The sequence below is a fragment of the Bacteroides bouchesdurhonensis genome (genome assembly GCF_900155865.1).
GTDB classification, from domain to species: Bacteria; Bacteroidota; Bacteroidia; order Bacteroidales; family Bacteroidaceae; genus Bacteroides; species Bacteroides bouchesdurhonensis.
Genome location: NZ_LT707006.1, coordinates 950,069 through 974,633, shown reverse-complemented (window position 1 = coordinate 974,633; position 24,565 = coordinate 950,069). Strand labels below are relative to the sequence as shown.

20 protein-coding genes and 1 pseudogene are annotated in these 24,565 nt (G+C 45.5%); 2 read left to right on the top strand and 19 right to left on the bottom strand.

The genetic code is table 11. The annotated features are described in order from the left end of the window. Positions 1 to 131: 131 nt before the first annotated feature. Positions 132 to 278, top strand: a complete 147-nt coding sequence (locus CZ225_RS23615) for a hypothetical protein (protein WP_159441747.1) — start codon at positions 132 to 134, stop codon at positions 276 to 278. Positions 279 to 853: 575 nt separating this feature from the next. Here the strand turns inward: CZ225_RS23615 and CZ225_RS03890 are convergent. The 5 genes from CZ225_RS03890 to CZ225_RS03870 form a co-directional block, all read right to left on the bottom strand. Then, a complete protein-coding gene (locus CZ225_RS03890; RefSeq protein ID WP_234982991.1) occupies positions 854 to 3,598 on the bottom strand; it encodes an alpha-L-rhamnosidase-related protein in 2,745 nt (914 codons plus the stop codon). Positions 3,599 to 3,670: 72 nt separating this feature from the next. After that, on the bottom strand, positions 3,671 to 4,687 hold the full coding sequence (locus CZ225_RS03885) for an aldo/keto reductase (RefSeq protein ID WP_077155679.1): 1,017 nt from the start codon (positions 4,685 to 4,687) through the stop codon (positions 3,671 to 3,673). Between the two features lie 124 nt (positions 4,688 to 4,811). After that, positions 4,812 to 6,299 carry an MBOAT family O-acyltransferase gene (locus CZ225_RS03880; RefSeq protein ID WP_077155678.1) on the bottom strand — a complete coding sequence of 496 codons (1,488 nt, stop codon included), beginning with the start codon at positions 6,297 to 6,299 and terminating at the stop codon, positions 4,812 to 4,814. Beyond that, positions 6,286 to 7,200, bottom strand: a complete 915-nt coding sequence (locus CZ225_RS03875; protein ID WP_077153025.1) for an SGNH/GDSL hydrolase family protein — start codon at positions 7,198 to 7,200, stop codon at positions 6,286 to 6,288. The genes CZ225_RS03880 and CZ225_RS03875 overlap by 14 nt, the downstream gene beginning before the upstream one ends. Beyond that, positions 7,187 to 8,578 (bottom strand): SGNH/GDSL hydrolase family protein, encoded by a 1,392-nt coding sequence (locus CZ225_RS03870; protein WP_077153024.1) that lies wholly within the window; start codon positions 8,576 to 8,578, stop codon positions 7,187 to 7,189. Before CZ225_RS03870 ends, CZ225_RS03875 begins: the two co-directional genes overlap by 14 nt. A 414-nt stretch (positions 8,579 to 8,992) precedes the next feature. On the opposite strand from CZ225_RS03870, the gene CZ225_RS03865 reads away from it, so the two are divergent. Further along, positions 8,993 to 10,291, top strand: a complete 1,299-nt coding sequence (locus CZ225_RS03865) for a site-specific integrase (RefSeq protein WP_234983142.1) — start codon at positions 8,993 to 8,995, stop codon at positions 10,289 to 10,291. A 24-nt stretch (positions 10,292 to 10,315) separates the two neighbouring features. On the opposite strand, the gene CZ225_RS03860 is transcribed toward CZ225_RS03865, so the two are convergent. The 14 genes and pseudogenes from CZ225_RS03860 to CZ225_RS03795 form a co-directional block, all read right to left on the bottom strand. Further along, complete coding sequence (locus CZ225_RS03860) at positions 10,316 to 10,627, bottom strand: helix-turn-helix domain-containing protein (RefSeq protein WP_004311808.1); 312 nt, start codon at positions 10,625 to 10,627, stop codon at positions 10,316 to 10,318. After that, positions 10,624 to 10,917 (bottom strand): helix-turn-helix domain-containing protein, encoded by a 294-nt coding sequence (locus CZ225_RS03855; RefSeq protein ID WP_004311807.1) that lies wholly within the window; start codon positions 10,915 to 10,917, stop codon positions 10,624 to 10,626. The genes CZ225_RS03860 and CZ225_RS03855 overlap by 4 nt, the downstream gene beginning before the upstream one ends. A gap of 12 nt (positions 10,918 to 10,929) precedes the next feature. Further along, on the bottom strand, positions 10,930 to 11,253 hold the full coding sequence (locus CZ225_RS03850) for a helix-turn-helix domain-containing protein (RefSeq protein WP_004311806.1): 324 nt from the start codon (positions 11,251 to 11,253) through the stop codon (positions 10,930 to 10,932). 206 nt (positions 11,254 to 11,459) lie between these two features. Further along, positions 11,460 to 11,876, bottom strand: coding sequence for a hypothetical protein (locus CZ225_RS03845; RefSeq protein WP_004311805.1), 417 nt, complete (start codon positions 11,874 to 11,876; stop codon positions 11,460 to 11,462). 312 nt (positions 11,877 to 12,188) lie between these two features. Next, the gene (locus tag CZ225_RS03840) at positions 12,189 to 13,496 is read right to left on the bottom strand and encodes a sigma-54-dependent transcriptional regulator (protein ID WP_004311804.1); all 1,308 of its coding nucleotides are present in this window, start codon (positions 13,494 to 13,496) and stop codon (positions 12,189 to 12,191) included. Positions 13,497 to 13,526: 30 nt separating this feature from the next. After that, positions 13,527 to 14,951, bottom strand: a pseudogene (locus CZ225_RS24825) (ATP-binding response regulator). 903 nt (positions 14,952 to 15,854) lie between these two features. After that, positions 15,855 to 16,481: an exonuclease/endonuclease/phosphatase family protein gene (locus CZ225_RS03830; protein WP_032856211.1), complete on the bottom strand. Its 627-nt coding sequence runs from the start codon at positions 16,479 to 16,481 to the stop codon at positions 15,855 to 15,857. Positions 16,482 to 16,581: 100 nt separating this feature from the next. Next, positions 16,582 to 17,283 carry a DUF2589 domain-containing protein gene (locus tag CZ225_RS03825; protein WP_077153023.1) on the bottom strand — a complete coding sequence of 234 codons (702 nt, stop codon included), beginning with the start codon at positions 17,281 to 17,283 and terminating at the stop codon, positions 16,582 to 16,584. 21 nt (positions 17,284 to 17,304) lie between these two features. Next, positions 17,305 to 17,802 carry a DUF2589 domain-containing protein gene (locus tag CZ225_RS03820; RefSeq protein WP_077153022.1) on the bottom strand — a complete coding sequence of 166 codons (498 nt, stop codon included), beginning with the start codon at positions 17,800 to 17,802 and terminating at the stop codon, positions 17,305 to 17,307. A 227-nt stretch (positions 17,803 to 18,029) separates the two neighbouring features. Beyond that, a complete protein-coding gene (locus CZ225_RS03815) occupies positions 18,030 to 19,709 on the bottom strand; it encodes a fimbrillin family protein (RefSeq protein ID WP_077153021.1) in 1,680 nt (559 codons plus the stop codon). 63 nt (positions 19,710 to 19,772) lie between these two features. Then, positions 19,773 to 21,566 (bottom strand): fimbrillin family protein, encoded by a 1,794-nt coding sequence (locus tag CZ225_RS03810; RefSeq protein WP_077153020.1) that lies wholly within the window; start codon positions 21,564 to 21,566, stop codon positions 19,773 to 19,775. Between the two features lie 34 nt (positions 21,567 to 21,600). Then, positions 21,601 to 22,488 (bottom strand): fimbrillin family protein, encoded by an 888-nt coding sequence (locus CZ225_RS03805; RefSeq protein ID WP_077155677.1) that lies wholly within the window; start codon positions 22,486 to 22,488, stop codon positions 21,601 to 21,603. A 20-nt stretch (positions 22,489 to 22,508) separates the two neighbouring features. Further along, positions 22,509 to 23,396, bottom strand: coding sequence for a FimB/Mfa2 family fimbrial subunit (locus CZ225_RS03800; protein WP_077153019.1), 888 nt, complete (start codon positions 23,394 to 23,396; stop codon positions 22,509 to 22,511). Positions 23,397 to 23,412: 16 nt separating this feature from the next. Continuing rightward, a complete protein-coding gene (locus CZ225_RS03795; RefSeq protein WP_077153018.1) occupies positions 23,413 to 24,498 on the bottom strand; it encodes a DUF3575 domain-containing protein in 1,086 nt (361 codons plus the stop codon). Positions 24,499 to 24,565 lie beyond the last annotated feature (67 nt).

Here is a 24,565-nt window from a genome sequence, read left to right as displayed (position 1 = left end):
TTTTCTAATCATGTCGATTTTACTTTTCCGATTTTTGACGATACAAAGTTACCGATTACATAATTTGTATTCAATTTGCCCTCACGCTCTAACTATGTTCATAAAAGTCCCTGTTTATAGGGGGTTCAGCGATGAGAGATACGGGGGGAGAAGAGTGGGAGCAACGATTTGCCCTCACTCGTGAGGAAAAGCGTCTCCGTGCTGCTCTTACTTCTTCCATTTATCCGGTAATAGTACTTTGGGATATTTTTTATTTGTACCTGGATTTACCATCATAAGGCTGGAAACGAAAGGTTTCATACGGTTGAAACGATTGGTTTAGCGGGGTGAAACGAAAGGTTTCAAGCCGTGAAACTTTTAGTTTCAGTGCTTGAAACAAACTGTTCAAAGGCAAGAAACAAAGTGTTTTGACATACTAAACACTTTGTTTCAGGCAGTGGAACACTCTGTATTATACGTTGTTAAAAGACATTTTGAATATGACGAAATACAAAGTGGTAGGTGATAAATAGGATCTTAAATATAGAATGCTGCCACGGGAAGGTGATTAAGCTGGAACATTTTAAACCAAAACAGACGATTGAGAGAGGAATTACAGACTTTTAATAACGAAAATATGGGGGGATGAATAATTATCAAGTAGGGTATTAATAACTAATAAACAGCACAATATGAATATAAAAACAAAAAAAACAATGTGGCAGATAAGGGAGCTGCAACACATCTGCCACAGTATCTTGCACACTATCAAAAGGCTATATATCAGATAAATACAGACAATTTGGTGCAAGAGGAAGATAAAAGAGCTTTTTTAAACTATGTAGGCTGAACAAAAGAGATTAATAGAATCTATCTATTCTGTTACCAAAAATCGGTAATTACCTTGCCCAACCTTTACTTTACAATAATTATGTTCAATACCTAACATTTCAATACCAGGACATGAGTCTAATGTTTTTCCACTCTCTGTTATTTTAGGATCAGAATGGTACGCAGGTATATAAATTGTCGCTTCACTTCCTACAGGTATAGAAACATTTAATTCTAAAGAACCAATGTTCTGTCGGACTTCTGACACAAGTTTACCATAAGGGGTCATATTTGAATAATAAACTTCCGACAATTTCTGAGGTAATGCAGGTTTTATGATAATATGCTTATATCCAGGTGCACTCTCGTCTGCTTTTACTCCTGCAAGAGTCCGATAAAACCAGGTTAATCCTCCACCAAACATTGGATGATTACGTGAGTCTTTACCATTCCATTGTTCCCAAGTAGTAGTAGCTCCCTGCCTAATCCAATAACCGTAACTAGGAAAATCTGATTGATTCATAACCTCATAAGCCACATCATTCAACCCATTTGCAGCCAAAGCCTCAAAAAAGAACTGAGTGCCAAATATTCCCGTATTCAAATGATTTTTATATTTTTCTACTATCTCCTGACGCAAAGTCGCTACAACATCTTTATATGATTCTTCCGGAACTCCCATCACCAAAGCGAAAATATTACTACCATAATCACCATACGTTTTCTTTTCTCTATCATAAAATTTACGATGAAAAGCTCCTTTAACTCGTTCTGCTAACTCTGAATAATATCTAAAATCAGTAACGTTACCTATAGCTTCAGCAGCTTTTGCCGTATAATCAGCACAACGCCAAAGATAAAATGTATGTACCAATTCTTCCAAAGGGGTAGCAAATGCAGGTGCCCAGTCACCTAAGTTCAACCAATAATTTGGTTCTTTCGAATTACAGTTGGTGCTCTTAGCCAACATTGTTCCATCAGCAGTAAGCCATGTCAACATATAACGTACTTGCTCCTTCATCGCCCAATAATTGGCTTCTAACATACGCCTATCCCCATAATGAAGATAAAACTCCCAAGGCATAATATTCATAGCTGCTCCCCACGGAACGCCTCCACCACAACCGGGTTGCCACGGTGCTCCATTGGGAACATAACCAGTTTCGATATTTTGTACGTCCCTTATATCACGAATCCATTTCTGATAAAACGCAGCAGCGTTGAAGTTATGCATTACCGTAACACATGCCACTTGTCCGTCTCCCGTATAAGCAGAACGTTCCCGATGCGGACAATCACTGGCAACGCCTCCATGCATATTATCTAATTGGCTACGCTGCCATATTTCATTTATCTGGTTAAACAGCGAATTGGACGTTTTGAATTCTGACGAAATTTTCACATCCGTATTTACAGCCTCAGCAATTACATTCTTTGCAGACAGATCAGAAAGACCACTTATAATAGCTTTACTAAAAACATACCAAGTGAACCGGGGGGCATAAGACTCCTTCCCTTCGCCTTTTAAAATATACTGTTGAATCCCCAATGGAGATTCACAAATATATTTAACATTTAAGGTATCGCCCTTTTGTCCCCTAATATCCTTAAAATGTATCCATCCAGATATCTCTTTACCAAAGTCAACTTCATAAACTGAAGCTTCTATTTTTTTTAAAGAAACCGGCTGAAGGACTTCTGTAATCTTATCTGTAGGAGCAGTATGGGCAGTTAGCATTCCAGTCGGAGCCTGACGCAATACCGCATAATTCCACGTTGAATCATCACATTTTGCGGTTGCCCAATCTTCTACTTCCGCATTCGCATCATAGATTTCTCCCTCATATATTCCATCCATCAAGATAGGAGATTCTTTAACCTTCCATGTCTCATCCGAAGCAATAATATCTTTACTTCCATCCTTGTAAGTCACTTCTATCTGACAAAGGAAGCGGGGTGAACCGAACGGACATACCCAATGGCTTACGCAATCATAAAATCCATTCCCGACAATAGCTCCTGCTACGTTTTCTTTTTCCTGCAACAAACGGGTAATATCATAAGCTAAATACATCACCCGATAATTACGGAAACGATTGTCAATAGCAATATTTGCATATTTAAGATCATCCCGAACCGTATAATTGGTAAAGTTCGGTACAAGATAATCATCCCCTACCTTTTCACCATTTATATAAAGTTCAAAATATCCCAGTCCGGTAACAAAAACTTTTGCCGAAACAATATCTTCTTTTACATTAAATAGTTTCCGAAAAAGAGGAGATGGATAAGAGGGATACACAGTTGAGTTAGGTTTAAGTGCTTTCTTAGGTGCCTCTCCTTGCCAGGGTACGCCAATCCATTTTGCTTTCCATTCGTCAGCAGACAAAAGTCCCATGCCCCAATAAGCAGGTTCACTCCAAACGGACGCCTCTTCTTGTCGATTCCAGGTCATGACACGCCACCAATAATCCTTTGCTGATTGTAATTGTTGTCCTTCATAAGGAATCAAATACGAATCGGAAGAATTTCTTTTGCCACTATCCCAAATGTCAAACTCTCCCTTCAATAATTTATCTTTTGAAGAAGCGACCACAATGCGATAGGCTTTCTGAACTTCACCGCGAACCTGTTTTGAAGTAACTTCATTGATCCACGACAAACGAGGAGACGGGACATCGACTACGGCCGGGTTCTCCATATATTCACAGGTCAGTGAGACTGGTTTTAATTTGGCATATCCCGCTGACACAGCAAACAATGCACAAAACAAATACAATATTCTCATTGAGTTCAAATTCTTCATGGTATTAAGATTGGTTATTTAAAGGCGTGTATTCTTTTCTACTATTTTTCTTCTCTATGTTTCCACAAGCTTAAGTAAGATTTGGTCAATCTCAGCCAACTCATCAAACGTAAATTCCAAATTATCTAAAGCATGCAGATTATCGTCCAATTGCTTCACAGAACTTGCTCCTACAATTACTGACGTTATCCGTTTATCTTTAAGTGTCCATGCCAATGCCATCTCCGCCAACGTTTGACCACGGTGATGAGCGACTTCATTCAGTTGCCGGATAATCTCCACTTTTTCAGGAGTCACTTGTGAGGGTTGTAAGAATCCACAAGGGCGCGCAGCACGTGAATTTTCCGGAATACCATTCAAATATTTATCTGTCAACAGTCCCTGAGCCAAAGGAGAGAATGCAATAAAACCAGAACCATTCTTTGCTGCCAAACTAAGGTTTTCTTTTTCAATCGTACGGTCGAACATATTATAACGATATTGACTAATGAGACAAGGCACACCTGCATCTGACAGCATTTCGTAAACTAAACATGCTTTCTCAGGAGGATATTTAGATATTCCGACGTACAGGGCTTTTCCTCTTCTCACAATGTCAATCAGTGCTTGAGCTGTCTCCCTGAGAGGAGTGACTCCATCATAACGATGAGTATAAAATATATCAAAATACTCCAACCCGGTACGACGAAGGCTTTGGTCAATACTTGCCATCAGATTCTTCCGTGAACTATTTCCACCATAAGGACCTGCCCACATTTCATGACCAGCTTTAGAAGAAATAATCATTTCATCCCGATAGCCCTGAAAGTTTTCTTTCAGAATCCGACCGAAGTTTATTTCTGCACTTCCAGGAACAGGGCCATAATTATTTGCCAAATCAAAGTGCGTAATACCATGATCGAAAGCATACTTGATTATATCCGTTGCTACAGCAAAATCGTCCACACTACCGAAATTATGCCACAATCCCAAAGAAATCACAGGCAACTGCAAGCCACTTTCGCCACAGTATTTATACAGCATCCCATCATAACGATTGGAAGCCGGCTGATAATTTACAGAATCATTCATATGATTACTCATTTTAACTTTGTAATTCACAAAGAAAAGATTTTTTTTTCAATAAACTTCCAATTGTCCGGCATTTGTTCGCCTACAATGTAATTTATATGAATGAACGTCTAATGAGAAAGTATCAGAACTGGAAATAAATGAATGGTTGAATTTCCGTACTTTTCATTTGAATCACGAGATAAATCAATGCTACCATCAACAATGCTTTTCCTAATAATGGCAAACGGATGACTCCACGACAAAGTGCATTTTCCCAACGGTCAGGTGCAAAATGAAGCAAGAAACCGAGTAACATCAAAGCAAATACACGCCAGTATCCCTCCAACAGTTGTGGAAAAAGTTGCGGATTGAAAGCCGTAAATATTTGTCTCAACATATCTATCGAGTTATCAAAATTGGCATTACGGAAGAAAATCCAGCAGAAACAAACAAAGTTAAAAGTGATTATGACTCCGAATACACGCCTCCAGCCATGACTCTCCTCTCCTTTCTTACGTCCAGTGAGACTCATCCACATTTTATGTGCAGCCAAAGCAATGCCATGGAAAGTTCCCCAAAGCACAAAATTCCAAGAAGCTCCATGCCAAAGGCCACCCAAAAACATGGTAATAATCAGATTTAAATATTGACGTAACTTTCCTTTCCGGTTTCCTCCTAAAGATATATACAGGTAATCGCGCAACCAACTGGACAAAGAAATATGCCAACGACGCCAAAATTCGGTGATGGAAGCAGACTTATAAGGAGAATTAAAGTTTATATTGAAATGAAATCCTAACAACAGAGCTATACCGATAGCCATATCACTATAACCGGAAAAGTCGCAATATATCTGTAAAGCATACCCGTATACTCCCATCAGATTTTCCACACCCGAATAAAGCGTGGGATTATCAAAAATTCGTTCTACGAAATTGATACTGATATAATCGGAGATCACTGTTTTTTTGAACAGACCGGATGCTATAAGGAAGATACCACGCCCAAACATTTCCTGCGAAACAAAAAGCGGTTTCCGGATTTGAGGAATAAAATCGCGTGCACGCACAATCGGTCCGGCTACCAGTTGCGGAAAGAAGGATACATAGAAAGCATAATCGAACAAATTGGTCAATGGCTTTATCTCCCGGCGATAAACATCAATAGTATAACTTAGTGATTGGAAGGTAAAGAAAGAAATACCCACCGGCAAAAATATATCGAGCGCAGTAAATTCACCCCCCATCAAGGAAGCAATAACCCCTCCCAGAAAGTTCGTATATTTAAAATAAACGAGAAGACCCAGATTAATACTTAGACTCAACGTCACCAACCCTTTACGTTTCCAACGTCCCACCGTATGGTCCATCCATTGCGCCAAAAGAAAATCGCAGACTGTAACAATAGCAAGCAAAAAGAAGTATGTGCCACTGCTTTTATAATAAAAGTAATAGGAAAAAAGGGTAACAAACAGGATACGGGTCGTATTCTTTCGTCGCAACAACACATAAACGATCATAAAAGCAGTAAACAACCAGAGGAAGATACCACTGCTGAATATCATTGGTGCTTGCGGATCATAAGTCAGCACCTCTTTGAGACGGCTAAAATCTATATCAACGGGTAACATAGTCATTATAAGCTTGGATTAAGGCTTGATATAATAGATTCCCCTGTAGAACATATCCTTCGGGTAAATAATGTACATGATCGGGACGCATCAGTTGTGCTTCCATCCAATTAAGACAGGCACGTTCACGCCCGCCTACGACATCATACATATCCCACACTAATAAGTGATGGTCTTTAGCATAACGACGAATTGTTTCTGCCGCTGTCGCTGTACGAGGGTTTATTGAATATGTACGTTTTCTCCGACGCTGACGAAAACTTTCGTAAGAACCGGGAGGAGTAGTCAGTAATATAGGAACTTCGGGAAGGCTGTCACGCAACAATTTAATAAGTTCATCCATCTGATTATAATGCACATTAGCATTGTAACGCCGACTATGGCTTTCATTTGTCCCGAAAGAAAGAATCAACAATTCGGGCTTCAGTGCGACAATATCAGCAATGCGGTCAGGATGAGTAAATGTCAGACAAGTAGCTCCATTCACTCCCATATCTGTATAGGAAATAGCTCCAAAGGCTTCTTTCAGCAATGTACCCGTAGTCTGAGGATAAATATGACCGCGGACATGGCTATCACCGATATGAACAATGCGCACTGTGTCTTCTGAGATTCCGGCATGTACTTGTCGGAGACGCTCAAAGATAGGAGTAAACAAAGCAATACTATCGATAATTTCATTCCGCCCGGTCTTTTTGAAAGCGGAAGGGAAAAAAAGTTGTGGCAGAGAAACGGTATCGGCCATCCAAGTCATTTCCCGCATTGGCTTCACAGTCTTCAAAGATTTTGTGGAGGAAGGACGGGCAGGCATTTGATCTTGTGCCGCAGCCTTCGACAAAAATCCGGAAACAGTTATACATATAATCAAAAAACAGACAAACAGCCGGTTACTCTTTCTCATAAGAACGCCTCCTATCGTACTGTTCCTTTCCGTATATCAACGTCTCATACAATAGCTTTGCCAAATGTTTGCCACCCCGGAAATTTATATGCGTATAATCATAATTTGCCATAGCAGGTTTGGCATTTACCATTTTAACCATACTTCCATCGCCCCCCATTGCCTCAAACATATTCCAAAAAGCAATACCGCTTTCCGCCGCAATGCTCTGTTGATAACGGATCAGATTCTTAACTCCCGGCATTGTACGTAGATCTCCATTCTCATTTTTAGATTCGCGATCACCAATACTCAACAATAACACTCCGGCTTGAGGGAAATTCTTCTTGATATGCTCGATAGAAGTAAGCAAACCTTTCTTATAATTATCATAATTACGTCCATATTCCGTAGCTACATTCAATCCGTATTCCAGAATAACCAGGTCGTAAGGTCGCTGATGATTGAATTGCCTCATCATCTCTGCCGGTATTCCTCGGAGAGAAAGCCCAGAACTTCCACGCAAAGAGAAATTATCCAGAATGATTCCTTTCTTGCCATCCATTGCCACGCCATAAAAAAGAGTGGAATCCGCCTCATTTACAGTCCATCGTACCGAACCGATTCGTCCATCTAAATGCATCTGTTGTAATTTGTTGGAAGGAGGAAATGAATAGGATTGTTCGCCCCCCCGATTAATACTAACGGAAAGCTGCATATCTCCTTTATTATAGAAAAATATAGATGCTCGCTGGCATGTATCAAGCAAAGAGGCATATTTATTTTGCCCATGTAACTCAACATATGCTCCTTCTGAAGGAAGGAAATAGTGTCCGGATATCCCTTGTTTTTTTCTATCGAAAGAAATAGTGTCGGTCACAGCATGACTCGACCATCCTCTGAAGGTATGACGTACCGTAGGCCGATACCCATTCGTAATTGATGTAATTGTAACAAAACCAACTCCACACCCACCAAAACGTTTTTGAAGCATTTCACGTAAATCGGCAGTAAAAATATCCGCTTCTATAAAAGAATCTCCAAATACAGCAATACGTACCATATTATCTTCGGAATTATTAGCATCGGCAGAAGAAATGCGATCAAGCGCTTCATAAAAAGGAGCCATACCCCGATGGGTAGAATCACTGTAATCTTCAATACAAGTCAGCCCTGTGCGGCAAGTATCTACAAAAGCAGGTTTTACTACAGGGGGCAGTACAATACTATCCGAGTCGGAAATAACCTCTTCCGGTTCAGGATAGCGTAAATCTCCCAAAAGATCGACACGTCTCATTGTATGTCCGGCAATTGTTACGACCGGTAACCAATGCAATCCTATCAGAATGACAAACACAAGTAAAGTCAGCCAGAGCGAATATTTCAGATAATTTTTCATAATCTTCCTTACGTTCAAATTCTTGAAACGACTGCAAAGATAGACAAACTCGCCCGATTATGGATGGATTCAGGAAAAATAATGTAAACTATTGGGTTTTCAGGGAGATACGCAGCATTATTCCGCATTTGTAAACGTGTGCTTTGAAGCTGTTTTTTGAATAGTTAAGCGGAAAAATTGCTACCTATCCGTTGCCCATTCCAGTTGTATGGAGTTGTTTGAAAATCCTTTTTGCTCCGACCATAAAGAACGCAGTTTTATCATTTTGGCTTAGCGAAGGTACTTATTTTTTTTGAGATATGAAAAATATAGGTTCCGGAAGTCAATGGTGATAGCTTTGTCTATGTTTGACGATATTTTACATGCCGATGATTAACTCTGTCTCCGTTAATTTTGCAAACAATGGAACAGATTATGAATCAAACAGATGTAAAGGTTTCGTTCTACCTTAAAAAGAGCGAGGCGGATGCCAAGGGAAATTGTCCCGTAATGGCACGGCTTATTGTCGGCAAGTACTCTGAAACAGCATTCAGTGTTAAGCTTCGTGTGCCACAGTCTTTGTGGTTATCTGGACGTGCCTGTGGGAAAAGCGCTGCGGCCCGAGACATAAATAACAGGCTGGATGAAATACGTGCAGCTGCTTTCAGTATCTATGCGGAACAATCCGCAAACCGTGAAGTTGTTACTGCAGAAGAAGTAAAACACCAGCTTTTGGGAATGGCTTCGGAACAGGAAACCTTGTTAAGCTATTTCAGGCTTTTCATGAGAAATTTCGAGAAACGTGTTGGGATTAACCGGACGGAAAGCAGCTTGAACGGTTATCGAAATTCCTATGATCATCTGGTTCGTTTCTTACAGTCACAATACAAGTTGTCAGACATTCCTTTTGCAGCATTAGACCGTTCTTTCATTGAAAAATTCGATTTGCATTTGCGTACGGAATGTCATTTGGCTCCAGGAACGATTGTAAATCTTACTGTAAGGCTGAAAACAATTGTCGGAGAAGCGATTGCGGACGGTATCATTACAGCGTTTCCTTTTGTGGGTTATGAACCGACGCATCCGCAATCGGAACAAAAATATCTTACAACAGAGGAATTGAACAGAATCATGACCACCCCTTTGCATAGTCGCACCCTTTATCATGTACGGGATTTGTTTTTGTTTTCCTGCTATACTGGTATTCCTTATAGCGATATGTGTATGCTGACAAATGAGAATCTTTCCCTTGCTGAAGATGGCATTTGGTGGATTAGGAGTTCACGCAAGAAAACCGGTGTAGATTTTGAAATACCGCTTATGGAATTGCCGCTTCATATCATTGAAAAGTACCGGGATGTGGCTCCTGAGGGAAAGCTTCTTCCTATGTATTCCAACAGTTCGTTGAACCATTATTTGAAACAGATAGCCGTACTCTGTGGCATAGAACGCAAGCTGGTCTTCCACAGTTGGCGACACAATTTCGGAACTCATATAACTCTTTCAATGGGCATTCCAATTGAAACGGTCGGTAAAATGATGGGCCATATGCGAATTGAAACTACGCAGCTTTATGCTAAAGTCACCGACAAGAAAGTAGATGAAGACATGAAACGTCTGAAGGCAGCTGGTCTAAGCCAAACATCCGGCTTATATGAGGAGGATATTATAGTAAGGAAACAGAGACGAAAATCCCAAAGCCAGCTATCAGAAAATAAAGAAACGACCTTGTAACGAGGCCGTTTCTTTTGCATTGTTTCATACCCATCGCTGTTCTTCCCTGCATCTTTTATATGCGTCGTCAAGAACTTTCTGTATGTCTGACTCTTTGTAAAGGGCTTTTCCCTGCACAAGGTAGTAAGGTATCACACCGAGGGTCCGGTATTCCTGCAAGGTACGCCGGCTTACTTTCAACAGCTTTGAAAGTTCCTCGTCCGTGAGGAAATAATCACTGTGGAATGCGGGTCTCGGAGCCGTCCTTATTGCGTCTATCATACGCTCCATGTTTTCCAGCCCTTTGAAAATAGTATCAATCCGCTGGTCCTTTCTGTCTATAAGATCGTAACTCATGGCTTTCTTTTTTGTGGGTGATAACTTGATTCCAACATGTTTTGCACATCTTCCGGCTTGTAGAAGAACTTGTTCTTGACCCGGGTGAAAGGCAACAGCCCTTTCTCACGATATACCTGAAGCGTTCTCTTTGATATGCGGAGAATCCCGCATACCTCCTGATTGTCCATCCATTTTTTCAGTCCTGCATCTTTGGCCGGATTGCATATACCAGTGACTTTTTTCTCTATCATGCTGAATCGGACAACCAGTTCGTCAAATGTCCGTTTGTCTATACATATAATTTCCATACTGCCGTTTTGTTAGAATTGAATACCGAGTTCCTTTTTAATTTTTGCCGGAAGTACCTTTCCTTTCCTGCTCAGGAAGTCCTGGACTTCCGAAGCCTTGTAATAGGTACGTCCGTCAATCATGTAGTAGGTGACGAGTTTCTTCTGGCGGTAGCGTGCAAGTGTACGCTTGGTAACACCAAGGAGCTCGCACATATCCTGGTTGTCAAGCAGCTTGTCACCCTCAAGAGCGGCCGTCTGCCTGTTCATGCGGTTCAGCCTGTCATCTATCCTGTCAAACCGTTCCATTATCTGATGGAGCATCATCTGGAATGTCTCCCTGTTTATCTGTATCATAATGAATTCTGTTTTTAGTGTAATAATTCCATTTTTTACACCGTGTTGCGCAACAGGTTTCATTATGATATAGGCCAAAACATAGACCAACGGAACATATCGCCACATAAAAGCATGACAAGTCATTGAGTAATAGGAAAATAAAAAATCAGCCCCATAAAAATGAGACTGATGGAAGTATTGCAAATGCAATATGTTGCAATGCCTTATTGCAATGTCTTGCAATAAACCAGGCGACAAATTCCGTTTTTGAATGTTTTGGATTTTACGGTTTTCCACTCTCCACGTGGCAGATGTTTTGAGACGGATTTATGGTTCGGACGAGTGGAAGGAAACAGGAAAATGATCATTTCATCTATGAGATGATAAACTGAGAGACCACGCAAAAGTTCTATGCTTTCTTCGTCATGTATCTCGGCTTGATAAAGGATGGATGGGTCTGACATGTCTTTCTCGCACATGAAATCCACAAGCGGATAACCCGGATAGAGCCGGCGGGTACATTTGTCGCGCCCGTATGAGAATCCGTCCTTGTCGTCTCTCATCCATTGTAATAAGGGGTCGTCTTCCGCCGGAATGGAACCGTCTAATGTCATTGCTATCAGAACCTGTAACTTGGCCATACCTTTTTTCCTCTAAATGAAAAGCGTGAAACTCACGCACTATCAGGTAGAGGCTCTGGTAAGCCCATTGTAGAATCATGCATGAGCTCACGCTATAGGACATAGCATAAGCTACACGCAAAAGCCTCTACAATATCAATTTACCAGATTTCTACCTGAGACGTCTTGCGACTTATGTTGTAATGTTCGGCAAGGCTTAAAGCAATGCCGATATTTTCTCCTTATGTTGTGACTGTCATTCCTATATTACAAGGATTTCCAATCATATGCAAATGTAGGCATTTTATTCCAAACAGAAATATGGAATGACGGTTATTTGTCATTCAATCCATATTTTTTCATTTTCCGATATAGTGTGGACGGATCAATATGCAGTATGCCTGCTGCTTGTTTGCGACTCCCATGGCTGGTTTTCAATGCCTGTATTATCGAGTGTTTCTCTTCCGCATCGTTTTCAGGAAAAAGATTGATTTCCTCGGTCGCCGCTTCCAGTTTGATATTCAGGTCGGCGGTTTCAATGAGCGGCTGTTTAGCCATAAGTACCGCCCTTCTTATCCTGTTATGCAGTTCCCGTACGTTCCCAGGCCAGCGGTAAGAGAGAAGCAATTGTTCCGCTTCAGAACTGAAGCCTTCTGTCGGTCTTTTCAGTTCTCCGGAAAACTTTTTTCTGAAATGATGAGCCAAAGACAGAATGTCATCGGGGCATTCATGCAAGGAAGGCAGGACAATCTCAAATTCGCATAGCCGGTGGTATAGGTCTTCCCTGAACCGTTTTTCTTGTATTGCAAGTTGGAGATCTTCATTGGTGGCGGCTACAATTCTTACATTAGCCCGCTTTTCTTTGTTACCACCTATTGGGATGTATGTGCCTTCTTGCAAAACCCGCAGCAGCATGGCTTGGACGTCCAGGGACAAGATCCCTATTTCATCCAGAAAGAGTGTTCCGCCTTTTGCCACTTCAAAATATCCGTCCTTGTTGGCGTCGGCACCGGTAAATGTTCCCTTTATGTGCCCGAAAAAGAGGGAGGGTGCAAGCTCCTTGGGTATGACTCCACAATTCACGGCGACAAACGGCATATCCTTCCGCTCTCCTATATAGTGGATACGCTGTGCAACCGATTCTTTTCCGGCACCGTTAGGACCAAGTATAAGCACAGAAATGTCAAATGGGGCGACTGTACTGACCAGATGTTCGACCTCCTGCATCTGAAGGCTGTTTCTGGGGAGCAAATCCTTGTTTTTGTCGCATATCACAGATTTGGGACGGAAAATATCTTTCAGTTGTCTTTGCAATTCGTCCATCTGTACCGGTTTTGCCAGATAGTCTTTGGCTCCCAGTTTTATGGCTTGTACAGCATCCGGTACTGAAGCATATCCGGTCATGATAATGAAAGGGATATCCATCCGTTCCTTCCGCATCCATTCGAGCAAAGATATACCGTCCCCTTCCGGCAGGCGTACGTCGGACAGCACAAGGTCGAAACTTTCTTTCTTGAGCAGTTTTCGTGCCCCAGGTTCATCTATTGTTATCTCTGCTTCATAACCGGATTTTTCCAACCTTTTTTTCTGTTGCCCGGCAAGCATGATGTTGTCTTCAACTATCAGTATTCTGTATTTCATTCATGTTTTCATTTAATTATGTCCGTCCATTTACGATAATCGGCTTTTTGTCTCAGATATCAGCCGGTCTATTCTTCTGACAATTCTTTCCACATCATTGCGGAATGCTGACTCATCCGTATCTTCCACATACTCTTCATAGCTGTACGATTCCAGCTCATGGGCTATTCCCAATTGCTCCCACATCGGGTACATCCTGTGCAGAGTTTCCCATATCCGCTTCCGGTCGAGCTTTTCCTGACTCAAAGAATCCAGCAAGTCAGAACTGTTCCTATTGGATTCCTCTATAAGAGTCTCCAAAGTCCAGCGTTCGTCTCCTGTAGTGACATACAGAGCCTCGAAATCTGGAGAATGATTATCCATTGTTCTGTTCTGTCCAATGAGTGACGAGAGAAATTCGAGCAGGTCCCTTGTATAGAACGGTTTGTGGATACAGCCGGCAAATCCGGCTTGAATATAGCGGTCTGCATCGCCGTCGTTACGGGCGGTCATTGCAGCTATGGGAATTGTCCGTGAATTTCCTATGTTGGAAAGGCGTAGCAGATGCAACAGGTCAAAACCTCCCGTACCACGCATCTGTATATCGGTCAGCAATAGGTCGTATTCTCCGGTTCTCAATGCCTTGACCACTTCCTGTGCATTGGTACAGGCTCGGCATGAGATACCGTTCCGTTCCATCATTTCAACTGTGTTGCGCAATTGTATCGGATCGTCATCGACTACAAGAACCCGCCGAGGAAGTCTGAGGTTTCCCGTATAAGTTTCTGGCTTGTCTCTTGCAGGCTCATTGGTCTGCCTAAGCGGAATTTCCACCTTGAATTCGCTGCCTTTACCGATCTGGCTCGAAACAGAGAGTCTTCCTCCGAACAGGTTCACCAGCCCTTTCGTAATGGAAAGTCCCAGTCCGAAGCCTTCTGAATCCAAATCAGGAGCAGCCCGTTCAAAGGGCTGAAAAATGCGTTATGTTGTGTTCTCGCCCATTCCTATCCCCGTATCTTTGACCTTTACTGAAAGAGTATCTTCTTCATAACTTGCCAGAAATTTGATATAACCTGTACGGGTGAATTTTACAGCATTCTCCAGAATGTTGACCACTACCTGCCTTATGCGGTCTGCATCGCCAAGGACGGTGATGCCGCACCCCATAAAAGCCTTGTCAAACATCAATCCTTTGTCGTTCGCCTTGCGTGTGTATTCTTCAGCGATACTTTCCAGAAAGGATTCAAGATGGAAAGGAATTTCGTTCAGGGTTTCTTTAGCATCGTCCAGACGGGAGAGGTCAAGCAGGCTGTTGGCAAGCCGGGTGATATGACGGGATGATTCAAGGATGTTTCCGAGATAGGCATTGCGGCGTTTCCGGTCACGAGTATCCATGGCCAGTTCAGCACTGCCACTGATGGCATTGAGAGGTCCTCGTATGTCATGGGAAAGTGTGATGATTATTTTCTTGCGCATGTCGGAGAGTGTACGGTTTTGTGTTGCCGTATCTTCCAGTTCAGCCTTGTCCCTTTCCCTGCGGTTAAGGTCACGCATGATGATAAGGTGCGAAATGATGAGCAGGATGATGGCCATGCCGATTACTCCTGCCATTAAAAAGAACGACATTTTCTCTGCTTCTGCCATTTTTAACTCTCTTTGTGAGAAGGCAGTCTGTGCCTGTTCGTCAAGGTCGTTTATCAGCTTGTTCAATGTCCTGTTCAATTCCCTGTTGCGCATACGCAGGCTGTCGGCATAAATGTCCATTTCGTTCGCCTGTCTTTGATGTATTGCTATCAGGCTGTCGCTGAAATCATGAAGTTCTTTTTGGGATGGCATTACTTGTATTTCTTCTTTTTTCCCGAAGAATCCTGCAATCCCTTTTTTCTTTTGTTCTATGGTACGGATATGTGTTGCACGCCTCGCCACTTCCGGCAACTGGTTTACCAGCACGCTGTCCGCTTCAGTTCGCCGTTCAAACATTTCCATTATGTGCAGCAGGTGTGTCTCCTTTTCGGCAAGCAGAGCACGAAGAGTGTCTATCTGTTCCGGGCGTACATATTCACGGCAGTGTCGTTTAAGCGAGTTCAACAAACTGTCGGCTTGAAGTCGGTGGTTACGATAGTACAGATAGTCCGCTTTGTTCCAATTTACCACACCCTCACCCAATGTGGCGAGCCCCGTAATACGGCGATGAGCCGTGTTGATACCACGACGTACAAGGTTTATGTTTGCCGTCTCTGCCTCAATTTCGCGCATCCGCTGCCGTTCATATATCAAAATGGCGGCCATGCTACCGATGACCGCCATAAGTATGGCATAGCCGAAAAATATTTTATATCGCAGCGACACTGTTTGTTGATGAAAAATATAATTGGTTAACTAAATTTCCAATATCACAGGATAGTGATCCCCACCCTTCATATGATATCTTCGTACACATGTTCTTAGCTGTAATCTGCTATCGATAAGGAAATAATCTAATTCTCGACCTGAAATATGTGTTGGCATACCACAACAAGCAAAATGAGCACTATTTCCCGGCCTACTCCTGACACCTGTGGTCATTATTCTTAAATTTTCTGATAATTCGCTTGGCGTTGAATTCATATCTCCGCCAATGATGAAAGGAGATACTGCATGATGTACTAAATCTCTTATATCTCCTACAGCACCAGACCCAGATTCGCAATGAAGGGTATAAATGTTATATCCATTATAATTTAAACAAATTGCGGATCGGCCTGTTCCTGATATCAGATAATGTATTGATGCTACAAAATTCAAATCCGCAATGATACAAGTATTACCTCTATAATTATAAGCACCTGCTTGTTCTACCACAACATAGTGGTAGATACCACTAAAATGTGCAGGCAGTATGAATTTACCACATTCTTGTATCATAACGACATTACATTGTTCTATTGTTAACAGATGATTCAATATATTTAATTTAATAGCATCATTAAGAGGATTTCCTTGGGAATTCCATGTACAAATTCTCATATGGCTATTTTTAGATGTTTGATACATTTATTATGTTTTCATAATAATTATTATCAAATTTGAACGGGACTTTATCCATTCCGTTCTATATGTTTATACTCTATTTACTGCTTTCTGTATTTATAGGCTCGATACAGGAAGCCATTATATCCATCTGTTTTGACAGACCTTCGGTCTGTGGTTGCTGGCTGGCCGAAACATGTATCTGGTATTTTGCCGTTTGGTTGGTCATGCGGGTGTTCTCGCGGGCGGTCGTGACTTTGCCGCTGATTTCCGCATTTATAAACCAACGTTTTGCAGAGGCTTTTGCCTCTACTTCTGCGTTGGTAGTGCTTTTTACGTTTGACGTATCGGTAACCTCCATCTGGAAATCGACATCCACGCGATCTATAAGCAGGGCAGGAATAGGCACCAATCCTATAAACGGAGCCTTTACCGTTTGTTTTATTGTTGTCATTTTTTCATTCTGCTGTATCGGTCTTTCGACATCGAATTCCAATATACGCGCTTTATTGCCGCTTTTACCATCAAATGCAATTTGCTGGTAGAAATTCCATGCCGTTGCTGCCAGCTCCTGTTGGGCTTCGGCTGCTGCAATCAGTGGAGCAGCAATAAGTTCGCGCATGGGAAGACCCTTGAATTTGTCAGTCACGTTTGAATCTGCTTTAAGAACTGGAGAAGTTTCTCTGTTTTGAGTCTCTTCCAATGCAGCGGAGATAATTTCTTTCGCCTGTCCGCTTACATTTTCATTCAAGTTTTCCGCATTTTCTTGTTGCCCTTGGTTTAATATTTCTTCTGCCATAACATTTGAATTTTAAAATTGTTAGATGTTTTTTACAAAATCGTCAATAATTCGGGAAATACTCTCCGGAGTCTCCTGAACTTTAAAATTGACGCAAACCTCCATGACATCATCTGTATCTGGTTTTATGTTGCTCATCTGCATCTGGAGATTGGCTCTGTGCGGACTGGATAACAGCAAGTTGTTTTCCGGAATCTGTGATTCCACGCTTCCGACCTTCGCCTTGAACTTTATCTGCACATTATCCATTGCAAGATAATGATGGGATATCAAGGCTATAAGTGGAATATCAATAGTCTTGTCTCCAACCATGATTTTTTTTGATTGGAACGTATTTGCGTTATTTGCATTTGTTCCTTCAAAAAGTCTGGTCAGATTTTGTATCTGATGATTCTGTAATGTATCTTGTGCACAGTTTACGGCGTACTGCAAACCATTCATAATATCAGAGAATGAATTGGTTTGAACACTGTCCGGCTCATCGTCATTATTTTTCTTGCCTCTGTGAAAAAGTCCCATGTTTTTAATTTAAATACTTGATTTGTTGTCTTTAATGAGCACCAATCTTGACAATGTCCGGCTTACAGCTTCCATATTTACACTGGAGACTATATTATTATTGACAATGCCTTGATGCCAAAACCAATATGGTGGATTCTCCGTGTGTTCCATCACGTCCTCCTTTCTTTATTGGGGTTATACTTCGGTTCTTTCCGTTGCGGGCGGAACTTTTTCCGCCCGACGGTTTACTGCTTCCTCAAGGTAGGCAATGCTCCATTAAGTTCGTAACGCCACTCTGAGCCTGCGTTCTGCAAGGCGGTGTTCATGGCATCGACGGCTTTCTGCCAGGTAACGTAAGTGCCGTCCACCTTCGTGGATTCGGGGGCGGTCTTATAGCCTCGTTCCTGATTGTTCTTCCAATAGCAGGCGGTCACGGTGGTGTAGCTATCTCCAAACAAGCCGCCGATATGCACATTGCCGGTGCTGCTACCCGTACTGGTTACGTAGCCCGTGGCATAGCAGGCAAGGACGCGGCTTCCTCCGTTTAATCCCACTACACCGCCGCCAAAGTTATTCTTTTGGGAAGCTATTTCTAAGGTCACGTTGCCTGTGGCATAGCAAGCTGTCATGGTGCCCCATTTTTCTCCTGCCACACCGCCGACATAGTGCTTTCCCTTCACAGTGGCAGAGGAGCTGCATCCGATGATGGAACCGGCCTTTTGTGAACCCACCACACCGCCGACACAATCTGTGCCGCTGACGCTACCCGACACCGAGCAGTTTTCAATGGTGCCCCAGCTATATCCTACCACGCCGCCAGTACAGCCAAACATGTGATTGCTTGTTATCTGTATGCCTTCCATCACCACGTTCTTCACCATACCAGCTCTATTGAGATAGCCGAACAGACCCACAAATTGGTCATTTGTCGTAACGGTCAACCCCGTGATGGTATGGCCGCCGCCGTCGAAAGTGCCTTTGTATGAGTTATCGAAGCTTGTGCCTATCGGCGTCCAGCCTTTGCCCGTCAGATCAATGTTTTTGTCGAGGGTAATGTTAATGTCGGTCTTACCTCCGTTCACTAATTCGGCTACATTCATCAGGCCATCGGCGGAGGTCACGGTGTAGCTGCCGTCGCTCTCTATGGTATAGCCCAGGTCTTTTGCCGCAGCGAGGGAGACGGTGTAGGTATATTCACCGCCCGCCTGCCAGTCGGCAGCATTCTTCATCTTATAAACGAAGGTCTTGCCGTTAGTGAAGGTGCTGGTAATGAAGGTCGTGCCAGCTGCCACACTTTGCGGGGCTACGAGGGCGGTGTAGGTGTTGCTGCCCTTGTCATACGGGGTGATTTCGGCTGGGTTGCCGCCTTCGGTGGAGAGGCCCGTCAGTCGCACGGATGCCAGCCCCTCGGTGTAGTCCGTCAGAACGATGGTCACCCGCGCCGTGCGGTGGGTGAAGCGAAGCGTGGGGCTACCGTAGGTCACCGTCTGTCCGTCGGCTACGATGAGGTCGCTGCCCTCAAAGTCTTTCTGGGTACTTTGGTTGGCTTTTACCTTTACCGCAGGTGGGGTTGTCTCGCCAGCGGTGTAGGGCCACCAGGCTGTGACGGTGATGTCTTTGTGGTTGGTCCAGTAGTACGGGTCGGTGGAGGTCAGCGTGGCGCTGGTGGGGTCGGCGGTGGTGGGCGTCACGTCGTACGTCTTCACCATGCCGTCCATCAGGACTGCCACGCTCTGCACACCCTCCCAATTGCCATCCACAGGGGCACGGGTGCCGGCGATGGCTGTCGCGGCGGGATTCAGCCCCGTGGCGGTGAAGACGATGGGGGTGCCTTCCGCCCCTTCTGGTAGGAAGCCCGCTTCGTCCTGCGTGCAGGCGCCCAATAAGAGGGCGAGCGCTGCAAGTGCAAAAAATCTTATCCTCATAATATCTGTTATTTTATTACTCTGGTTCTTTCCGTTGCGGGCGTAACTTTTCCCCCCGACGGTTTACTGCTTCCTCAAGGTAGGCAATGCTCCTTTAAGTTCGTAACGCCACTCTGAGCCTGCGTTCTGCAAGGCGGTGTTCATGGCATCAACGGCGTCCTGCCAGGTAACGCCAGTGCCGTCCACCTTCGTGGCTTCGGGGGCGATGCCTTCCTTATTGTAGCCGATACCTTGTTCATGATTGTTCTTCCAATAGCAGGCGGTCACGGTGGTGTAGTTTCCTCCCAAAAAGCCGCCGATAGATACATTGCCAGTGCCACTACCCGTACTGGTTACGTTGCCCGTGGCATAGCAGGCAAGGACGCTGCTTCCTGCGTTGAATCCCACCAGACCGCCGCCAAGGATATTATTTATGGGGTCTATTTCTATGGTCACGTTGCCTGTGGCATAGCAAGCGGCCATGGTGGCACCCGAATTCGTCTCACCTGCCACGCCGCCGACCTGGACCATTCCCTTCACTGTGGCGGAGGAGCTGCATCCGGTGATGGAAGCCTCCCATTGAATACCCACCACACCGCCGGCGCATATCGTGCCGCTGACGCTGCCCGACACCGAGCAGTTTTCAATGGTGCCTCCCCAGCTAAATCCTGCCACGCCGCCGGCATAGCCCAACCTGTGATTGCATGTTATCTGTATGCCATCCATCACCACGTTCTTCACCGTGCCAGCTCTACCGAGCCTGCCGAACAGACCCACATATTGGTCATTTGTCGTAACGGTCAGCCCCATGATGGTATGGCCACCGCCGTCGAAGGTGCCGGTGTATGAGTTATAAAAGTTTGTGCCTATCGGTGACCAGTCTTTGCCCGTGAGGTCGATGTCGGCGGTGAGGGTGCAATTTATCGATCTGTCTTTTTGTGCGGCTTCGTTCCATGCCAGTAGGCCGTCGGCGTTATAGACCGTGTAGGTCTTGGTGTTGCTATCGTAGATGTAGCCCAACTCGGCTGCACCACTCTCGCCGCCGCCGTCAGCCCAATCACCGATGGTGCAACCCTCTAATGTCAAGCCAGTGGCGTTCACCTTGACGGTGTAAGAATAGCGGTTGCCCGCTTCTAATACGACGTCGTTCTGCGGGCGGAAGTAGAAGGTGCCGCCGCCGAGTTCCACCTTGACGAACTGCTTGCCTGCCGCAACGGTCTGCGGGGCAGTCAGTGCCTCGTAGGTGTTGCCGCTTGCGTTGTAGGTCTTGATGGCGGTCGGGTTGCCGTTATCGGCGGACAGGCTCACGAGGCTCACCGTGGCACCGGCGACGCTCGTGAATCCCGTGCCGGGCTTCAGTTCGATTGTCACGCGTGCCGTGCGGTGGGTAAATTCAAGAGTCGGGTTGTTAAATTCCACCTTCCGGTTCTCAGCAGAGATGAAGTCGCTGTTTTGGAAGTCAGCCAGTTTGCTTTGGTCTTCGGCCACCTTCACGGCAGGCATCTGTGTGATGTCGGCATTGTTGAAGGGCCACCATGCCGATACGGTAATCGGGTCGCGGCTGGTCCAGTAGTACGGATCGTTCTCGCGTGAAAGCGTGGCACTCTTGAAATCGGTAGAAGCCGTTACGGTGTATTCCTTTACCGCATCGCCCATCTTGAGTGCCACGGAAGTGACGCCCTGCCAATCGCCGTCCACAGCGGCACGAGTGGAAGGGGCTGCCAGCGGCGTTGCTTCTACGGACAGTCCGGTGGCACGGATGACGACGGGGTATTCACCTTCGGGCAGACGGTTATCGTCAGCAAGTTCGTCCTGCGTGCAGGCGGCGAGGGCGAACAGCAGTGCGGTGGCTGCGGGGATAAATAATCTATGTCTCATAATTCTTTATTCTAATCGATTAATTATTAAAATCCTACAGGTCAGCACCCACATCTCCACCGTCTATATCGTTCCACTTTGCAATGGTGGCTTCGCTGACTTCAAGGACTTTGTTGCGTACCTTGACGGTATAGGTATAGTTGTTGCCCGCCAGCAGTGCGCCTTCGGGCATGGTGAGTGTGGCATGATATTCCTGACCTTTGTAATTCACAACCAACGGCAGGGATGCAACTGTCTGCGGGAAGAGGATGATCGATGACGTGAGATTGCCGTCTGCCAGATTCATGGCCAGTTCTCCGGTCTGTACTCCGTTGTCTGCGGTGGCAATACCGTCGGCCGTGTTGAACGTACCGGTGAGTAACAATCCGTCCAGCGTGTAACGTTCAGGCTTGACCACGCTGAAATCCACGCCGTCGCCCGCCTCGAAGGTAAGGGTTATCCGGCTCATGCGGTGGTGGAAGGAGTTGTCTTCACCGCCTTTGCCGGTTTTGTCGGTGAAGCTCACTACCGGGCTTTTTTTGTCTCCCGTGGCTCCTGTGGCAAAGAGGAAGTCAATGGCAGACTGGTTCTGCTGCGCCGTGGCATCGGTCGTGGCTGCGAGGATACCTCCCGCCGCGTTGTACGGATAGTAGGCGCGGAAAGTATGGGTCTTTGTATCTTCGATATAGATGACCTTTTTTTCTGCCTCAAATTTCCCATTTTTCAGGATGAAAGGCACGTTGCCGTACTGGGTGTCGTTGCCGATGTCGGTGATGCCGATACGGTCGCCGTTATCCCAGGTGGTTCCGCTGGCGCGGGTGGCGAGGGCGATGTCGGCGGTAAACTGGGCGGCCACTGGGTCACCGTTCAGGTTCTCGTTGTCGTTGTTGCAGGCTGCCAGTGCGAGGACGAGCGTCGCAAGTGCAAAAAATCTTGTCTTCATTATATCTGTCATTATATTAGTTACAAATCGGCATTTACATCATCACCTTTCACTTCTTCCCAGCCGTTGATTTCGGCTCCGTCCACTTCCATGCCTTCGGGAGTCTCAACCAGCGTTCCGCCGAGGGTCAGCGATGCGCCCTTTCTGGTATTGAACTCCTTGAGGGCTTCCGTGAGGTCGCTTTTCAGCATCGTGGGGGTCGGGTTGCCGTCCGCATAGCGGATTTCACCCGTCAGCAGTTGTTCCGTGCCTGTCACACCCAGTAGCCGCACCGTGGCTTTCCACTTGCCAGCATCGTCACCTTCGGTTATCTTGGTGAAGGGCAGCACGACGTTCGAAGCGGCTCCGTAGGTATCAGTAGCGAAATTGAGTGTTCGGGCTGCACCCGTCAGATGGGCAACAATCTCCGTGATGCGTCCAGCGGCATCACCCGTCGGTTCGACGACAAGCGTCAGCTCGCGCACCTGCTGCTTCATTGTAGCGGTCAGCGGATAGTTCTTGTCTTTCTCGATGGTCACCTGTTCCGTATAGGTGAAGAACCATCCCGGGGCATTGTTCACAAAGGCATCCGTGCCTGCCCGGGTTCCCGTGGCTGCGGCAATGGTGGCTGTGGTGCCGTTCACCGTGATTCCTTCAGCCGGGTTCCACACCGCAAGGGTGTAGCTGCCCGGAGCAAACAGATGGTCGGGGGCATGGGTGGCGGAAGTCTCCGTACCCGTATAGTCGCCCATGGTGACCGTCCATGTGGCAGGTATGTCGATACCCTCACCGCGGGCCGACCAGTCGGCTGTTACCGCAATCTTCCCGTAGTCGGGGTGCGGCGTGTCATAAAGCGTGTCCTTCACGCAGGAAGAGAGCAGCACGGCGGCTGCCATTCCCATCATATTTATATATTGTTTTGCTTTCATATTCTATTCCTCCGTGTTAGAATAACTTCCATACCAATGTCACACCGGCATTGATGGGGCCCCACCAATCTTTTGTCTCGTTGCCGTGGCGTACACGCACGCCGTCGATGACCTCATATTTCTCATAGTCGGCATTCAGGTAGCCCAGACCGAGGTTGAAATCAAGAGCCAGTGCCTTGTTCAGCCGCAGCTGGTGGCCGGCGGTGATGCCGCCACCCATCAGGTCGCCCTGTTTGCCTGTTTCGGAGAGCTTGTAGTTGAACTGTCCGGCCTTGAACAGCGCGCCCAGATACCAGGCTTTCTTCTCACCCATATAGTAACGCACTTCCGGAGCCACTTCCCAGAGTGCATAGCGGCGGTCCTTGTCGCTCCACGTCCATGAAGTCCACGAGCCGTTTACGGCAATGCCCCACGATGGGCAGATGCGCCATTCCACGCCAAGGTCGGGTGTCAGGGTAGCCCAGCGCAGCAGGTTGGCACGCAGGGAGAGATGATAATCAGTTGTGATTTTGGTTTCCGACGGCGTGTCGGCAAGTGTATTTTGTTGAGCGGCTTTCTCGGCTTCTGCCTTTTCAGCGGCAAGTCGGGCTTCTTCCGCCTTGCGCTGCTCTTCGGCAAGTCGTTCCTGTTCGGCACGCTTCTCGGCTTCCAGTCGTTCGGCTTCCGCCTTGCGTCGTGCTTCCGCTTCCGCATCCGTCACGGCTGTTTCCTTGACCGGTACCGTCAGGCGCACAGTGACAAAGTCTCCCTCTGTCGCATGGTTGCGGGTGATAAAGTTTTCTTCCTTGATTTCCGCACGGATAATCAGTTCGGATTTCACACGGTTGGCACGGATCTTCGCCGTGGCAAGGTTCTCGGTTTCACTGCCCAGCGAGTTGCAGTAGCCGTCAACCAGCAGCGGCAGCCTGCCGTCAAGAATGTCCGTTCTGTTGCGCTCGATGCATTCCAGCAGACGGGCAAGTTCCGTGTCATTGCCATTCCAAGGCACGTAGAACATGTCCTTCTGCGGAACGAACCGGAAGGTGTAGGTCGTGTCTGCTTTCTGCTGCGCAATGACAGGAAAAGTTACCGTCATCAGCCGTAAGCGGTTGAACAACTCCATCTTGCGTATTTGATTTTAGTGTAGTTTGTTTACGCACTACCTTAATGGTGGTCAGATATGATTATTA

Bases quoted from the DNA above. Each gene is read 5' to 3' on its own strand.
- CZ225_RS03855 (WP_004311807.1), bottom strand. From the start codon at position 10,917: ATGGAAATTATATGTATAGACAAACGGACATTTGACGAACTGGTTGTC.
- CZ225_RS03875 (WP_077153025.1), bottom strand. From the start codon at position 7,200: ATGAGAAAGAGTAACCGGCTGTTTGTCTGTTTTTTGATTATATGTATA.
- CZ225_RS03825 (WP_077153023.1), bottom strand. From the start codon at position 17,283: ATGGCAGAAGAAATATTAAACCAAGGGCAACAAGAAAATGCGGAAAAC.
- CZ225_RS03860 (WP_004311808.1), bottom strand. From the start codon at position 10,627: ATGAGTTACGATCTTATAGACAGAAAGGACCAGCGGATTGATACTATT.
- CZ225_RS23615 (WP_159441747.1), top strand. From the start codon at position 132: ATGAGAGATACGGGGGGAGAAGAGTGGGAGCAACGATTTGCCCTCACT.
- CZ225_RS03865 (WP_234983142.1), top strand. From the start codon at position 8,993: ATGAATCAAACAGATGTAAAGGTTTCGTTCTACCTTAAAAAGAGCGAG.
- CZ225_RS03795 (WP_077153018.1), bottom strand. From the start codon at position 24,498: ATGGAGTTGTTCAACCGCTTACGGCTGATGACGGTAACTTTTCCTGTC.
- CZ225_RS03800 (WP_077153019.1), bottom strand. From the start codon at position 23,396: ATGAAAGCAAAACAATATATAAATATGATGGGAATGGCAGCCGCCGTG.
- CZ225_RS03815 (WP_077153021.1), bottom strand. From the start codon at position 19,709: ATGAGGATAAGATTTTTTGCACTTGCAGCGCTCGCCCTCTTATTGGGC.
- CZ225_RS03805 (WP_077155677.1), bottom strand. From the start codon at position 22,488: ATGAAGACAAGATTTTTTGCACTTGCGACGCTCGTCCTCGCACTGGCA.
- CZ225_RS03820 (WP_077153022.1), bottom strand. From the start codon at position 17,802: ATGGGACTTTTTCACAGAGGCAAGAAAAATAATGACGATGAGCCGGAC.
- CZ225_RS03830 (WP_032856211.1), bottom strand. From the start codon at position 16,481: ATGAGAATTTGTACATGGAATTCCCAAGGAAATCCTCTTAATGATGCT.
- CZ225_RS03845 (WP_004311805.1), bottom strand. From the start codon at position 11,876: ATGGCCAAGTTACAGGTTCTGATAGCAATGACATTAGACGGTTCCATT.
- CZ225_RS03880 (WP_077155678.1), bottom strand. From the start codon at position 6,299: ATGTTACCCGTTGATATAGATTTTAGCCGTCTCAAAGAGGTGCTGACT.
- CZ225_RS03840 (WP_004311804.1), bottom strand. From the start codon at position 13,496: ATGAAATACAGAATACTGATAGTTGAAGACAACATCATGCTTGCCGGG.
- CZ225_RS03885 (WP_077155679.1), bottom strand. From the start codon at position 4,687: ATGAATGATTCTGTAAATTATCAGCCGGCTTCCAATCGTTATGATGGG.
- CZ225_RS03890 (WP_234982991.1), bottom strand. From the start codon at position 3,598: ATGAGAATATTGTATTTGTTTTGTGCATTGTTTGCTGTGTCAGCGGGA.
- CZ225_RS03810 (WP_077153020.1), bottom strand. From the start codon at position 21,566: ATGAGACATAGATTATTTATCCCCGCAGCCACCGCACTGCTGTTCGCC.
- CZ225_RS03850 (WP_004311806.1), bottom strand. From the start codon at position 11,253: ATGATACAGATAAACAGGGAGACATTCCAGATGATGCTCCATCAGATA.
- CZ225_RS03870 (WP_077153024.1), bottom strand. From the start codon at position 8,578: ATGAAAAATTATCTGAAATATTCGCTCTGGCTGACTTTACTTGTGTTT.